The sequence below is a fragment of the Cohnella massiliensis genome (assembly GCF_900169535.1).
GTDB lineage: Bacteria > Bacillota > Bacilli > Paenibacillales > Paenibacillaceae > Cohnella > Cohnella algarum.
The window spans coordinates 1,351,025-1,365,729 of the sequence record NZ_LT821259.1 but is presented as its reverse complement, the minus strand read 5'-3'; the positions used below and the strand labels follow the sequence as shown (position 1 = coordinate 1,365,729).

At 58.0% G+C, this 14,705-nt stretch carries 14 protein-coding genes; 1 reads left to right on the top strand and 13 read right to left on the bottom strand.

The window, feature by feature from the left end; translation table 11 throughout:
* Nucleotides 1-281: 281 nt before the first annotated feature.
* From erm to B7E11_RS19970, 11 genes are all read right to left on the bottom strand, one after another.
* Complete coding sequence (gene erm / locus B7E11_RS20020) at nucleotides 282-1,121, bottom strand: 23S ribosomal RNA methyltransferase Erm (RefSeq protein ID WP_139787264.1); 840 nt, start codon at nucleotides 1,119-1,121, stop codon at nucleotides 282-284.
* Between the two features lie 582 nt (nucleotides 1,122-1,703).
* Nucleotides 1,704-2,585 (bottom strand): carbohydrate ABC transporter permease, encoded by an 882-nt coding sequence (locus tag B7E11_RS20015; protein ID WP_080837974.1) that lies wholly within the window; start codon nucleotides 2,583-2,585, stop codon nucleotides 1,704-1,706.
* A 13-nt stretch (nucleotides 2,586-2,598) separates the two neighbouring features.
* The gene (locus tag B7E11_RS20010) at nucleotides 2,599-3,480 is read right to left on the bottom strand and encodes a carbohydrate ABC transporter permease (RefSeq protein ID WP_080840907.1); all 882 of its coding nucleotides are present in this window, start codon (nucleotides 3,478-3,480) and stop codon (nucleotides 2,599-2,601) included.
* 78 nt (nucleotides 3,481-3,558) lie between these two features.
* Nucleotides 3,559-4,932 (bottom strand): extracellular solute-binding protein, encoded by a 1,374-nt coding sequence (locus B7E11_RS20005; RefSeq protein ID WP_080840906.1) that lies wholly within the window; start codon nucleotides 4,930-4,932, stop codon nucleotides 3,559-3,561.
* A gap of 106 nt (nucleotides 4,933-5,038) precedes the next feature.
* Nucleotides 5,039-5,827, bottom strand: coding sequence for a response regulator transcription factor (locus B7E11_RS20000; RefSeq protein ID WP_080837972.1), 789 nt, complete (start codon nucleotides 5,825-5,827; stop codon nucleotides 5,039-5,041).
* A complete protein-coding gene (locus B7E11_RS19995) occupies nucleotides 5,824-7,590 on the bottom strand; it encodes a cache domain-containing sensor histidine kinase (RefSeq protein WP_080837969.1) in 1,767 nt (588 codons plus the stop codon). The genes B7E11_RS20000 and B7E11_RS19995 overlap by 4 nt, the downstream gene beginning before the upstream one ends.
* Nucleotides 7,591-7,754: 164 nt before the next feature.
* The gene (locus tag B7E11_RS19990; RefSeq protein WP_080837966.1) at nucleotides 7,755-8,954 is read right to left on the bottom strand and encodes an MFS transporter; all 1,200 of its coding nucleotides are present in this window, start codon (nucleotides 8,952-8,954) and stop codon (nucleotides 7,755-7,757) included.
* A gap of 65 nt (nucleotides 8,955-9,019) precedes the next feature.
* Nucleotides 9,020-9,619: a TetR/AcrR family transcriptional regulator gene (locus B7E11_RS19985; RefSeq protein WP_080837963.1), complete on the bottom strand. Its 600-nt coding sequence runs from the start codon at nucleotides 9,617-9,619 to the stop codon at nucleotides 9,020-9,022.
* Nucleotides 9,620-9,827: 208 nt separating this feature from the next.
* Nucleotides 9,828-10,448 carry a carbohydrate-binding family 9-like protein gene (locus B7E11_RS19980; protein WP_176220831.1) on the bottom strand — a complete coding sequence of 207 codons (621 nt, stop codon included), beginning with the start codon at nucleotides 10,446-10,448 and terminating at the stop codon, nucleotides 9,828-9,830.
* 55 nt (nucleotides 10,449-10,503) lie between these two features.
* A complete protein-coding gene (locus B7E11_RS19975; RefSeq protein ID WP_080837959.1) occupies nucleotides 10,504-11,526 on the bottom strand; it encodes a Gfo/Idh/MocA family protein in 1,023 nt (340 codons plus the stop codon).
* Nucleotides 11,526-12,374 (bottom strand): sugar phosphate isomerase/epimerase family protein, encoded by an 849-nt coding sequence (locus B7E11_RS19970; RefSeq protein ID WP_080837958.1) that lies wholly within the window; start codon nucleotides 12,372-12,374, stop codon nucleotides 11,526-11,528. The genes B7E11_RS19975 and B7E11_RS19970 overlap by 1 nt, the downstream gene beginning before the upstream one ends.
* 177 nt (nucleotides 12,375-12,551) lie before the next feature.
* Between B7E11_RS19970 and B7E11_RS19965 the strand changes: the two genes are divergently transcribed.
* Complete coding sequence (locus tag B7E11_RS19965) at nucleotides 12,552-13,460, top strand: AraC family transcriptional regulator (RefSeq protein ID WP_080837955.1); 909 nt, start codon at nucleotides 12,552-12,554, stop codon at nucleotides 13,458-13,460.
* On the opposite strand, the gene B7E11_RS19960 is transcribed toward B7E11_RS19965, so the two are convergent.
* Both B7E11_RS19960 and B7E11_RS19955 read right to left on the bottom strand, forming a co-directional pair.
* Entirely contained in the window at nucleotides 13,455-13,718 is a 264-nt protein-coding gene (locus B7E11_RS19960) for a hypothetical protein (protein WP_080837951.1), read from the bottom strand. The two genes, B7E11_RS19965 and B7E11_RS19960, sit on opposite strands and share 6 nt — an antisense overlap.
* 92 nt (nucleotides 13,719-13,810) lie before the next feature.
* The gene (locus tag B7E11_RS19955; RefSeq protein WP_080837948.1) at nucleotides 13,811-14,590 is read right to left on the bottom strand and encodes an acetoin reductase; all 780 of its coding nucleotides are present in this window, start codon (nucleotides 14,588-14,590) and stop codon (nucleotides 13,811-13,813) included.
* Between the last annotated feature and the right edge of the window lie 115 nt (nucleotides 14,591-14,705).

The following is a 14,705-nucleotide window of genomic DNA, read 5'->3' as shown; positions in this document are numbered from 1 at the left end:
AGACGGTGTCCTCCCTGTGGTCTTTCTCAAGGTAATGTAAATATAGTTGTTTCAAACCGGCTTACTCATGCGCAAACGTGATGGAGGGAACGAACCTTTAGTTTGTCATGAGAAGGCGAAAACGACTCGGTCATCGCCATCCAATCGAGGGCACCAAACTGTTTCATTCATTCCTACAGTTTCCGTACTGTAATTATATGAGTAACAGATAGAGAATGTCAATCTGCCCGTCAATCGGACGAACCCCTCGCCTCGATCCGATGCCGGCAATCCCGCGCCGCTTACTTCCCTCTCGGCCATCGGAACGAAGGAACCTTGGCGACCATCGTTTGAAACAGTTTTGCCCATTGGGCTTCCCGCAATGCCATCGCCGGATCGCCGCGGTCCGCCATCGCTTCCTTGAGCGCGATTTTGAGCTGCGGAGCGGTAAAGATGCCCTTCAGCGCCTCCGCCAACGGCAGCCGCGGATCCCGCAACGCATAGGATGCGAACGCATGAAATGCCCGGTGCTGCCCGGGCCCGAGCAGCGGGCGCTCCTTGCGGACGATACGCAGGATCGCGCCGTCCACCTGCGGAGGCGGCGCGAAATGGGTACGCGGCACCTCTTTGATCAGCTTCAGCTCGAAGTTCATCCGCCAGGCCAGCACCCGCGGGTCGGCCGTCCGTTCGGCCGTAAAACGCCGGGCGGCGCCGTATTCGATCAGGAGCGCGCCTCCCCGAAACGAAACGCCATCGGATCCCATCAACTTCTCCATTACCGCCGTCGTGATCGAAAACGGAATGTTGGATACGACGCAAAAGGGGCGATTCGGCAGCTTCATCTCCCGGAAGTCCTTTTCCGCCACCGCGATCTTGGCCGATAGCTCCGCCTTTTTCCGCAGCGCTCCGGCGAAAGCCGGATCGTTTTCCACGGCGATCACTCTTCCCGCTTTCCCGGCGAGCGGAAACGTCAAAGCCCCCTTGCCGGCGCCAATATCCAGCACCAGGTCCTCCTGGCGGGGCGAAACGATCCCGATCATGTCTCCGATCGTTTTCGGGTTATGCAGCAGATGCTGGCCGGAGAAGTTCGGCCCGGACTTGCATTTTCTCGCCTTCCGGCGGCGTTTGTTTCCATGTTGCATCTCGTTTTCCTCCCGTTTTTCCTTTTTTTTGAAATGAAAAAAAACCGCAGGCTCGGGGCCTGCGGCGGAAAAACGGAAGGGACGCGCCCTTTTTTCTAAATGCCCAAGTAAAAACGATTTCGTCATCCTGTAAACAGGGCTTATCGTTTTTGTCGGCAACGATTCGGAGGAGGGTTCCGCATGAAACCGATCCTTTCCGAATCGCAAACAAACCTTGCCCGAACGGCAAGATTCGCCCGGAAGGCGTGACGGGTCCGGGAACGTTCCCGTGCGAACGCCGCATATCCGGCGATTCGAAGGGGATGCCGCTCCTTCCATATACGGATGAATGAAAACGCAAAGAAGAGAGGGACGCACCGCCCCCCTCTTGATCGCGCAAAATGGGTATCCTACAATGGGCAGACCGATTCCGTTTGCTCCGCGCGCAGGCAGAGCCTTTGAACGCTATTAAATTAATAGGTCAAAGCGTCGAAACGAAATCTTCCGTAATTAATAACACCCACTGTAGAACAACCCTCCGTTCCTAGAAGTTCTTTTTAGTATAGCATAAACGAGCGCATTGCGAAAGCGGCGTTGCCGCCCTTACCCTTTGACCGCCCCGGCCGCAAGGCCTTCGACGATCCGGTCGCTCAGGAACAGAAACGCGAGCAAAATCGGCAGCATGCTGATCACGAGCGTCGCGCCGATCGCCCCCCAGTCGGTCGTATATTGGCCGATAAAGTTCTGCACTCCGACCGTCAGCGTCTTGAAAGCGTCGGAGCTGATGAACGTATTGACGAAAATAAATTCGTTCCAGTTGTAAATCATGTTGATGATCCCGGTCGTCGCGACGACCGAGCCGGTCATCGGCAGCACGATCCGGAAAAACATCCGGTTCACGGAGCAGCCGTCGATGACCGCCGCTTCCTCCACTTCCTTCGGCAGCGCGTAGTAAAAACCGAGCAGGATCATGATCGTGATCGGCAGATTGAACGCCACGTAGGCCAGGATAAGCGACAGCGGATGGTCGATCAGATGCGCCCGGTTGAACATGCCGAACAGCGGAATGAGCGTCGAGTGAACGGGAATCATCATCGCCGTCATGAACAGCCCCAGCGCGAACGAGCTGCCCTTCCACCTCATCCTCGCGATCGCATAGGTGACGAAGCTTCCGAGCAGAATCGTCGCCGCCGTCGAAACGAGCGTAATCCAGACGCTGTTGAAAAAATAAACGTCGAGGTTGCCCGCGCTCCATACTTTGGCGTAATTTTCCCATTTCGGATCGGCCGGAAGCGCAAGCGGAGGAAGGCCGAACGCTTCCTGGTTGTTTTTGAGCGAAAACAGCAGCAGCCAGACGAGCGGAAACAGCTGAAAAACGGCGACGGCGGTCAGCGCGGCATACAGGAAGGCATACCCGAGCTTGCCGGCCGTTCCCGCTCCGGCCCTCCGATGCAAGGGCTCCGTTTTCGCCGCGATTTCGGACATCGGAACCACCCTCCTACGAATATTCGATTTTATCTTTCGAAGCCGTCAGCTTGCGGATGACCCAGGTAACGACAAGACAGATGACGAGCAGGAAAAAGCCGATCGCGCTGCCGTAGCCGAAGTCGTACGATTTGAACGCCTGGCGGTACATGTAGGACGCCATCACTTCGCTCGCGCCGTTCGGTCCCCCGTCCGTCATCACGTAGATGAGGTCGAAATATTTCAGCGAGCCGACGACCGCAAGGACGACCGTCACTTTGACGACCTCCATGGCGAGCGGAAGCTTGATTTTGCGGGCGATCTGGAAGGCGTTCGCTCCGTCGATTTTCGCCGCTTCGACGAGGGATGACGGAATCTGGACAAGCGCCGCGTAGTAAATGAGAATATAAAAGCCCGCGTACTGCCACAAAATCGGAACGAACAAGGCGTACAGGACGAGCGAGGGCTCGGCCAGCCAGGCGGGAGGATTCGCGACGCCGACGGATTCAAGCAGCCGGTTCAGGATCCCGCTGCTCGGATGAAACACTTTCAGCCACAGCTGCGCGATCGCGACGGAGGACAGCAGCATCGGGATCAAATACATTTTGCGAAACAGGTTGACGCCCCGAAGCTTCGCCGACAGCAGCAGCGCGACGATAAAATAGAGGACGAGGCTCGCGGTCGAAAATACGGCGAGCAGCAGCGAGTGTCCGGCGCTGTCCCAGAACGTGCGGTCCTGAAGCAAAGCCCGGTAATGATCCAGGCCGATAAACGTCATCGCCCCGATCCCGTTCCATTCGTTCAGCCCGTAGTAGCCGGTCAGCGCGATCGGAACGTACACGACGGCGAGAATCAGCAGCAGCGACGGCAGCACATACAGCGCGATGACCCTCTTGTCCGATAAAACTTTGTCCAACGGGGCCGACTCCTTTCTTGACGGCGAGCGCTTGCGCGGCGATACGCCTTCCGCGGCAAGCGCCCGATCCCGCATTCGTCACTTCGCTTCGGATACGGCCGCGTCGTGCTCCTCGGAAAATTGCTCCGGCGTTACCGCTTTGCCGAACAGCGACTGAATCGCGTTCAGATGCGTTTCCGCGGCGGCGGCCGGCATTTGCACGTCGGCGAACAGCGTGATGCTGCTGGCCCGGTTCATCTCGTTGAACAGGTCGACGTAAAGCTGCGGCAGTTGCAGCGCGGACGTATCCACCTTCGTCGCCGGAATGACGCCGGCTCCGGTTACGGACAGCTCGCCCCATTTTTGCACGAAATATTCCACGAACGCTTTCGCTTCGTCCTTCACCTTCGAGTTCTCCGCCACGAACAGTCCGACGCCCGGCCCGCCGACCCAGCTGTCGATATTCCCCTTGCCTCCGTCCGCCGTCGGGAACTTGAAGAAGCCGACGCTGTCGCGGAATTCCTTCGGGATGTCTTCGTTCGTCGTAAAATTCGGAAGCTCCCACGTGCCCATCATGTACATCGCGGCGTTGCCATTCAAAAACTCGGCTTTGCCTTCCTCGTTCGACAAGCCGTTGAAGCCCTTCACGAACGCCCCGGCGTCGACGAGCGCCTGCACCTCCGCGGCCGCCTTGACCAGGCTTTCGTCGCCGAACGAGCCGGAGCCGCCGATCGCGTTCGACAGCGCCTCTTGCCCCGCGAACCGGTCCGCCAAATACATGTACCAAAGCGAGCCGGTCCACCGGTCCTTGTTTCCGAGCGCGATCGGCGCGACGCCGTTGTCCGCGAGCGCGGCGACGACTTGCTTGAACTGCTCGTACGTTTCCGGTACTGCGAGGCTGTATTTTTCGAAGATCGCCTTGTTGTAGTAAACCGGCGTTATGTTGAATTCAAGCGGCAGGCCGTACGTTTTGCCATCGATGGCGTACGCCTCGGTCGTGCCGTTGACGAACTTGCCGCTCAATTCTCCGCCCAGCAAATCGTCCAGCGGCGTAAACAGTCCGCCTTCCACGTAAGGCTGAAGGAAGCCCGCCGCCCAGGTGACGCCGACGTCCGGCAGCTGGTTGGAAGCCGAAAGCACTTTCAATTTGTTTTTGTACTGCTCGTTTTCCAGCACTTCCGGTTTGATCGTCACGTTCGGAAACTCGGTTTCGTATTGTTCGATGATCTGGTTGACGATTTTGTTTTGTCCGGCGGAGATGCCTTCCGGCCACAGGTGCATGAAGCTGATCTCCACTTTGTCGGAACCGCTTTCATTTCCGCCGCTTGCCGTCGCCTCGGCGCTTCCTCCGCTGCCGCTCCCGGAGGCGTTCCCGGCTGCATCGCCGGCCGTGCCGTTGCCGCCGCCGCAGCCGGCCAGGGCAAGGGCCAGGGACAAGGTCAGCAACAGGATGTTCCCGCTTTTTTTGAACACGTTTACAACCCCTTTTCCGCAAACGATAAATTTGGTTTCCACTTCCTCATTCTAGCAACGGCGGGGCTGCGGGATAAGGTCACGGCGGTTAGGAAAAATACTACTTTTATTGGATCGTTTCTTCGGACTCCGCGACGCTCCTCCGGTATTGGCCGGGGCTTGCGCCCTCCAGCGAGCGGAACACCTTGACGAAGTATTTGGCGGTTTGATAGCCCGTCCGCTCCGCGATTTCGTTCACGGAGAGGCGCGTGCCGGCCAGCAGCTCCTTCGCCCTCTGCATTCGCCGCCGCGTCAAATATTCGCTGAACGTAAGTCCCGTCTGCTCCTTGAACAGCACGCTGAAATAGCTCGCGTTCACGTGCAGCAGCTCGGCAAGGTCCCGCAGCGTAATCGGCTCGTGCATATGCTCGCGGATATACCGCACCGCCTCCTGCACTTGCGGCCCGTACGCCCGTTCCTCGCCGGAGACGACGAGCAGCTTCGGATCGACCAGCTTCTCCATCCGTTCGATCCGGTGATGGTCTTCCTCCCGCTTCAGGGCCGTCTCGACCGCCTGGACAAGCCTCTTCTTGTCCAGCGGCTTCAGCAAGTAGTCGACGACCCCGTATTGCAGCGCGCGCCGGGCGTAATCGAATTCCGGATGGCCCGAAATGATCAGGACGACGGGCGGATGCGGAAGCCTGGCCACCCGTTCGACCAGCTCGAGGCCGCCGATTTGCGGCATCCGGACGTCGGTAATGAGCAAATTGGCCTCCTGACGTTCCAGCCATTCGAGCGCCTCCGCGCCGCTTGCCGCGGCGGCGACGCGGCAGCGTCCCGCTCCCCACGCCTCCAGCGCCTTGCGCACGCCTTCCCTCGTTCTCGGTTCGTCGTCGACAACCAGTATCGTTTTCATCCCGTTTTTTCCCTCCCGCGGTGGTCCGGTATTTCAAAAGAAACTTTCGTGCCGACGCCTGGCGCGCTTTCGACGATCAGGCCCTCTCCGGCCGACGCGTAATATAGGCGCAGCCTTTTTTCCACGTTGGCAAGACCGACGCCGCTGCCTTTGGACGAGCGGCCGCCCGCGCCTTGCGCAAGCGACTCCCGCAGCTCGCGGATTCGCTCCGCGTCGATGCCCGGACCGTTGTCCGCCACTTCGACGCGGATAAAGCCCGGCCGGTCCGATGGCTCGGCGCGAACGCCGACCTCTCCGCGGCCGAGCCGCTGCTCGACGCCGTGGAGAATCGCGTTCTCCACGAGCGGCTGAACGAGCAGCTTCGGAATCGGCGTGCGCCGGCTTTCCTCGTCCGCCTCGATGCGCCAGGCCAGCCGGTCCACCATCCGCATGTCCATAATTTTCAAATAGCGCTCCGCGTGGTCCAGCTCGTCTCCGACCGTCACCCATTCCTCCTCATCCGCCCGCGAGATGACGTATCGGAATAACCCGGACATGGCGACGACGATTTCGGCGAGCTCATCATCGCCATTGTCCTCCAGCGCCCAATAGAACGCTTCCAGCGTATTGAACAGAAAATGCGGATTGATTTGCGCCTGCAGCGCCTTCAGCTCCGTCCGGCTTTGCACGATTTCCTTCTCGTAAACGACCTCGATCAGCTCGTTCAGCGAGCCGACCATCTGGTTGTACGTATTGTTCAGTTCGTTGATTTCCATCGCGGAAAACGTGACGGAAATCGGCCTGAGCGTCCCGAGCTTGGCGTTGCGCATCGCCTTGATCAGGTTCAGGATCGGACGGGTAATCATCGTGGACAAAATGAACGTCAGCACCAGAAACAAAACCCCGCCGATCACGACGGCGACGAGCACGACCGTGCGGAGGACGGAAATGCCCTCGGTCGCGTAATCGACTGGCGTCAAAATGACGATCCGCCAGCCCGCCGCTTCGGACCGCCTCTCAATCGCCATGTAGTCCTCGCCGCCCACCCGGACGCTTTCTTCCTCGCCGGACCGTAAAATCCGCTCCGCGTCGGCGCCTTCCGGAAAATCGGAGGCGACGACCTGCCCCGCCCCGTCGAACAGGCCCATCCGTTCCCGATCGGGGCTGTCAACGCTTTCATTTTCGTCCGTCAGCTCGAAGTAGCTTTTCTCGACGCGCACCAGCAAATAGCCCGCATACGCGAACGACCGGTCGACCAGCCGCACGTTGCGGATCGCCACGACGGCGTCCGGGTCGCGGGGGTCGACGCCGAGCCAGGCGAGCCGTCCCTTGCCGGCATCCGCCGCCCGAATCCATGCCTCCGGCACGCGGCCGTTCAGGCTCCCTTCCGTAAGCGGAAAGAGCATCCGGTAATCGGTCGTATACAGCTCGAGCGACCGGATGCCGGTGGCGTACGCCTCGTTTTTCCGGATTTCCTGCTGCATCGACTGCCGCTCCGCAAAGCTCGTTTTGCGGCCGTCGAGCTCCTGCGCCATCCGCTCCTGGATCGTCGCGCTCGTCGCCACCTGCGCCGTGAACGTATCGACCTGCCGCAGCAGCACGTCCAGCTTCCCCGCGGCCTGAACCGCCGTCTGCCGGATGTGCTTTTCCGCGTTGTCGCGCAGCAAGGCGGATACCTGTCCGTAGGTGAAAAAACCGACCGCCCCGAGCACGATCAGCATGACTGCCATAAAGCCGAGAAAAATCTGGTTGCGCAGCGTATTCAACCGCCCGAGCCTGTTCATTGAATCAATCTCCCATTTTCCGTCTTTCGAGACTACTATACACAAGAAGGTCAAAAAAATGAAAGACCTTGACGCACGAACGGGCCGAAAAACGGGCGATAAACCAATAAAAAAGGAATGAACTCGATTTTCTCGGTTCATCCCTTTGCTTGCCATCCGTGACGTCAAGCCGCCGCGACGGCTTTCCGTTTTCCGACTCTCAGCGAAAAGACGAAGCAGAGCAGCAAAACCGCGCAGGCGAGCGCGTACGGGTAGTTGACGTTCAAATCGAACAAAAATCCCGCCACGATCGGCCCCGCGATATTGCCGAGACTCGTAAAGGCCGAGTTAAGGCCGGCAACGTAGCCCTGCTGATCCTCGGCAAGCCTCGACATCTGGGTCCCGATGGCCGGGCGCAAAATATCGATCGCCAGAAATACGATAAACGTAACGGCAAAAATCAACCAGAATTTGTGAACGAACAGCGTCATCAGAATAAACGCGCCGGCAAAGAAAAGACAAACCGAAATGACGCGCTTTTCGCCGAAACGGTTCAAAATCCAGCTGAACGCCGTCAGTTGGACCACGGCGCCGGCGATCGAGCCGAACGTGATGATGAAGGCGATATCTTTGGGCTCGAACCCGAACTTGTGATCGACAAACAGACCGAAAACCGTTTCGAAATTGGCCAAGCCGAAGGACATGACAAAGACGATGATCAAGCTCAAAAAATAAGGCTCCCGGTAAGAACGCGCAAGCTGGGAAAGGAGGCTTTCCCGCGGTTTCGCCGCAGAAGGAGCATCGAACTTCTCTTCTCTCGAAGGCAGCGATTCCCGGAGAACGACCAGCGTGACGAATGCCGCGATCAACCCCGCGACCGCCGCGGCGTAAAAGGGGGCGCGGATGCCGAATTCCGCGATATAGCCGCCGATGCCGGGCCCGATAATAAAGCCCGTCGTAATCGCTGCGTTAATGTACCCCATCCCTGCCGCGCGCTGTTCGTTCGTCGTGATATCCGCCGCGTACGCCATGACGGCCGGCATGATCATGGCGGCGCTGATGCCGCCGAGCATTCGGGAGACGAACAACAGAACCGGCGAGCTGGCCATGCCGAAAAGCGCTTCGGAGAAGGCGAACACGAGCATGCCGATCACGATCATCCGTTTTCTTCCGAACGAATCGGCCATTCGGCCCGCCAACGGGGAAAAGAGAAACTGCGTCAACGAAAACGTGGCGACGAGCAGGCCCATGAGGCTGCCGCCGATCCCCAATTCGTTCATGAACTTCGGCATGATCGGAATAATAAGTCCGATTCCGGTAAAAACCAGAAACAGATTCAACATCAGGATCAGCAGGGCGCCGCGATTTTTCAACAATAATGCCATTTTTTATTCCTCCATGCTTAAACCAAAATACTGAACGATTATTCTAGATGTTGCGAAAAAAAAAGCTATGCCGACGGTTGGGCAACGCCATGCAAAAACACGTCGATCGCCAACCGGTAAGCCTCCAGCGCCTCTTCCCGCTGCATGCTCCTGGTGTGCTGGCTTAACCCGTACAACAGGCTGTCCAGCATGACGGCCATTCCGGTCACGTTCATCGGTTTGAATTCGCCGTTGTCGATCCCCTGCTGCAGCAACTGTTCATTAAACTCGACATAACCCTTGATCAGTTGTTTGATCCGTTCCTCCACCTCCGGGTCTTTCACCGAGTTGTTGAAAAACTCGTCGACGGCTTTGGTCATCGGATGATTCAGCTGTTCGTGCGCCAGATGCTCAGCCATTCCGTACAGCTTGTCGGTGGCGTTCGAAAAGAGCGGCTCCTTGGTCAGCCATTTCTCCTCCCACTCCCGATCCGACTCCTCGATCAAGTGCAGAAACAGCCCTTCCTTGCTCTTGAAATGGTAATAGATGTTCCCCGCGCTGCAGCCGGTCGCCTTCACGATATCCTCAATGGAAGACGCGTTGTAGCCTTTATGGATAAACAGCGCCCTGGAGGCGTCGGCTATTTTTTTCTTCGTTTGCTCGCTTTGCAATTGCTTCTTGTTCAAGAAGCTTCCCCCTTTCCGCCATATTACTGAACGTTCATTCAGTATTATAGCTAATAAAATCGGCCCTGACAAATGCTTGGGCGCCTTATTACGATTTTTTTCGGAACGCTCTGCCCTCCTTGCTGCGGGTTCCATGGCCTTATCGCAAAAAAAGCTCCCCTCCCGAAGGAGAGGAACTTCAAGTGTAATTGGCGCCGGCGCGAACCGGTCAACGGCCGGCGCTTGTTTCGTACTCGCCGAACAACAGCTCTCCGAAACATTCGCTTCGGTGGAAGTCGGGCCGTTCGGAGTCGACCGGCTGCCAGCTTAAATAATGCGGATTCGGGGTCCGGTCGCCGCATTTGTAGAAATTTCCCCGCATGAGGACGCCCGGAGCGGGCCGGAAATCGGGGAACGATCGGCGCAGGAACGCGAACGGGATCCGGAAGGCAAGCTCCCATCGGACGCGTCCGGCGGCGGAATCGGACAGGCCGACCGCCGAGCGAATGCCGAACACGCTTCGGTCGATTTCGACCGGCCGCCGTTCTTCCCCGTTCGCTCCGAGTTGAAGCAGCAGCGCTCCCGCCGCGTTCAGCTCGAAGTTTAAGTAACGCGGATCTTGCCCGGGCAGCGGCTGCAGGAAAAACTCGACGCAGCTGTCCTCGTAGACGGGGGAGCCGTCCGCCATATGCCGAACGGTGGGAGACGCCTCGAATACGCGGAAGTTCACGTTCAGCGCCTCCTCGTCATAAAAGGCGCGAGCCTGCGTCTCGGGCGGATTCTCCGTGCGCAGCCATAGCCGGCGGCCGACGTCGATCGGCGGCAGCCGCTCCCATTCTTCCCCGCTCAAGGGTGCGGCGCCCGCACGAAAAGGCAGCGTATACCGATTGGTCATGAAAGATCCGTTACGGAACCGGAACCCATTCGCCGCGCCGGTCCGCCGATGCTCTTTCCGCCGTCACGATTTCGATGCTGGCCCTCGTGCTCTCCGGCGTTGCCGTATCGAGCGGCAAATCCCGGGCGATCGCTTCGGCGAACGCCTTCAGCTGGTAATAATAGCCTTGGTCGGCCGGAAGCTCGGCGTAATAGCCTGCCCCGTCGTTCGGGTTCACCTTGACGCGGCTGCCGTCGAACTGCGCGTTCCCGCGCTCGAAGTTGACTTTGTAGCCCATCTCGAAGCCGAAATCCCCATTTAACGTCCAATCGACGTGGGAGGAAACGATTTTGTCGTCGCCATAGCGGTAGTGAGTCGAAACAATGTCGTAGCCGCTGCCCGGAATGACGTTCCGCCCGTAGCAGGAGACCGCCTCCGGCTTGCCGAACAGCCAGTTGACCATGTCGGTATCGTGCACGTGCATATCGAGAAGAGCGCCTCCTCCCTGCTCATTCCTCAGCACCCAGGGCCCCCAGGACGGCGTGCCCCCGCCGCGGTAAAAGTAAGCGCTCGTCACGCGGCCGAACTTTTCGCTCGTGACAAGATCCTGCAGATACACATAAGCCGGCCAGAAGCGCAGGCATTGGCCGATCATAAGCCGCTTGCCGTTCGCTTCCGCCGCCGCGATCATCTCGTCGCATTCGGCGGCGTTCATCGCCATCGGCTTTTCGCACAGCACGTGAACGCCGCCGTTCAGGCATTGAACCGTCACATCGCGGTGGAGGAACGTCGGAAGCGTGATGTCGACGAGCGCCAACTCCTCGCGGTCCAGCATCTCCTGCACCGACGTATACTTGCGGAAACGGCCGTAATCGATTTCGTGCTCCGACGCCGTGTCGATATTTCCGCCGCTGCCTCCGCCGTTTAGCTTGGCCTCGTCGACGTCGCACAGCGCCACGACGCGAATGGGCGCGCCTTCCCGCTCCAGCCGCAAATAGTTCTCCAGGTGCGTCCTCCCCATAAATCCGAGCCCGATCAGTCCGATGTTCAGCATCAGCGTACCGTCCTTCCCAAAATCGCGTCCATCGACGCGGACGTATTGTAAACGATTTGCTGCGTATGGTGCGTATAAGGCGGAATCATTTCGGCAATGACGTAGCCGTCGTACCCGATCGCCTCCAGCGCGCGAACGACCTCCGGATAGTCGACGTCGCCCGCCAGCAGGTCGACGAAGCCGTGAAGGCCGCCCGCTTGCCGGCGATAATCCTTGAAATGAACCTTCTTGATCCGCTTGTTCAAAATCGAGATCCAGTGTTCGGGATAACCGGCGTACACGACGTTGCCGACATCGAAGTAAGACCCGACATAGTCGGAGCCGATCGTATCGATAAATCCGCGCATTTCGAGCGGGGAGAGCAGGAATTTGTTCCACACGTTTTCGATGCCGACCGAAACTTTCACCGCTTCCGCTTCCTTCGCCAGAGCCGAGAAAAAGTTCAGGGCGTTCTCATACGCCCGTTCGTAAGGCACGACGGGCGCATTCGGAAGAAAATCGACGCCCACGGCGCCGGGAACGATCAGAACGGTGTCGACGCCGAGCACGGCGGCAAACTCCAGCTGCTTTTTTGCGATATCAAGCGCTTTCTCGCGCACCTGCTTGCTCTCGCTCGTCGGCGGGTAATCCCAATACAGTCCGCTCGCAAGACTGGACAGCTCGATTCCGGCATTGTCGGCGAAACGGCGCAGGGCGAACACGTCTTTGGCCGAGCTTTCCAGTCCGAGCGGTCCCGTCTCGTTCAACGACAGTTCGATCCCGTCGAAACCGGCTTTATTGGCGAGCGCGATGCACTCCTCGATGCCCATCCCTTCCGGAAAAGACCAAATGTTGATTCCCTTTTTCATCGTGGCGGCAGCCTCCTTTAATCGGTTGTCACCGCTTATTATAGAGCCGCCGCCGCCGCCCGCCTTTAGCAAATCGGCCGGACCTTTTGCACAATCGGAATTGGAAATATAATAGAATGCAAATGGAACGAGGGTGCACGTTAGCGAGGGTTTGCGAGGAAAGGAAGGGACCGGCCGATGGAATTCGTTCGCCATACGCTCAAGGAAATGATCGCGGTGCGGAAGCTGATTTCGTTCCATTACTTCGAATTCGCCAAAGGCTACGTGTTCGAGGGCGAACAGCACGACTTCTGGGAGCTGCTGTACGTGGACAAGGGTTCCGTCGAGGTCCGGGCGGACGACCGCACGCACCAGCTCGAACAGGGAACGATCATTTTCCATAAGCCGGGAGAATTTCATACGGTGCGGGTCGGCCAGCAGCATAAGCCGCCCAATTTGTTCGTGCTTTCCTTCGAATGCTCCTCCCCGCATATGGCCCGATTCGAAAACCGGGTCGTTCGGCTCGGCACCCGGGAACGGAACTTGGTGTCGCTCCTGCTTCAGGAAGGCTTCCACTCCTTCGAGCCGCCGTACGACAATTCGCACGTTCACGAGCTGGTCAGCCGCACGGACGCTCCGTTCGCCAGCGAACAGGCGATGCGCAACAGCCTCGAGACGCTGCTGATCGCGCTGGTCCGGCAGCTGGACGACGCCAAACGGCAGGAGGCCCCGTCCTCGCGCAAGCCCGCCTCCTTCCAGACCGAGAAGGCGGAGCAGCAGACGGCCGAACGGATCGTCTCGTTCATGCGGTCGCGCCTCTCCGAGCCGCTTACGCTCGACCGGCTGTGCAAGGAGCATCATCTCGGCAAGAGCCGGTTGAAGGAGATTTTTCACGCGCAGGTCGGGACCGGTCCGATGGATTATTTCAAGCAGCTGAAAATCGAGGAAGCCAAGACGCTGATCCGCGAGCAGCAGTACAACTTCACGGAAATCGCCGCGATGCTCGGCTACAGCAGCATTCATTATTTCTCGCGGGACTTCAAGAAGGCAACCGGCATGCCGCCTTCCGAGTATGCCCGCTCGGCGAGGGCTCGGGTGAAATTATAGGCTTCGTTCCAACCGGCGCAGCTCCTCGATGCGGGCTTCGATCCGCTGCGGAATCTCCGCTTTCAATTGTTCCCAAGTTGCGAACAGGCCCGGATCCATGCGGTATTCCCGGAACTCCATGGAAGGCGCGAAGGCGCGCCTGGTCAATTCCGCGTTGACCAAACGGTCGATTTCTTCGTTCGATTCGTAAATTCCGTCAAAAGGTCCGGTGACGATGAGCCCTCTTTTGGGAGCTTCCGCTTTCGTGCATTCCAGCAAATCCGGAATCAGATAGACACAAGAAACCGGCTCTCAGATCGTTCTGATGAGCCGGTTTTTTTCTTCTATGCAACCTTGGTTAATTCGTTATATTAGTTAAATACCATGCCGCCATCGGTCAAAATGTTCTGGCCGGTAATGTAATCGGAGTTGGACGACGCCAGGAAGGAGACAAGGTTGGCGACATCCTCCGGAGTTTGCGTGCGGCCGAGAGCGATTCCCTCTGCGTACTTCTGGAAGGCTTCTCCCTTTTTGGTGCCCATAAATTTCGTCATTTCTTCGTCGATACGCTCCCACATGGAGGTTCCGACGATACCGGGGCAGTAAGAGTTTACGTTGATCTTAAATTTAGCCAGTTCTTTGGCGGCGGCTTGCGTCAGGCCTTTGACCGCGAACTTGGTGGCGGAGTACGGGCTCAACATTTCGAAGCCTTCCTGGCCGGCGATACTGCATGCGTTAATGATCTTGCCGCCCGTTCCTTGCTTGATCATTTGATTGGCGGCTGCGCGAATGCCGTAAATAACGCCTTTCACATTGATATCCAAGATGCGGTCGACAAGCTTCGGTTCCACTTGGGTAATCGGACCGAGTTGACCTTCGATCCCGGCATTATTAATAAACACGTCCACGCTGCCGAAAGTATCGACCGCTTTCTGAACCAGTGCCTCTTGATCCTCCAACTTGGCGACGTTTCCGACCATGGACGTCACGTTTATGCCTTTGTCCTGGAACTCTTTGACCGCTGCGTTCAATGCCGCTTCGTTAATGTCGCTAAGTACGATCGCAAAGCCGTCTTTGGCCAGACGCTCTGCCAAGCCTTTGCCTATTCCTTGAGCCGATCCCGTAATGACTGCGACTTTTTGTTTGCTCACCGATGTGACCTCCGAAATGTATATTTCTTTCCGATAATATAGGAAACGTTTCCGGAAATAATTATTTCACAGCTCATACCCCCTGTCAAGGTCGCATGCGAACAGGCCTGATCAT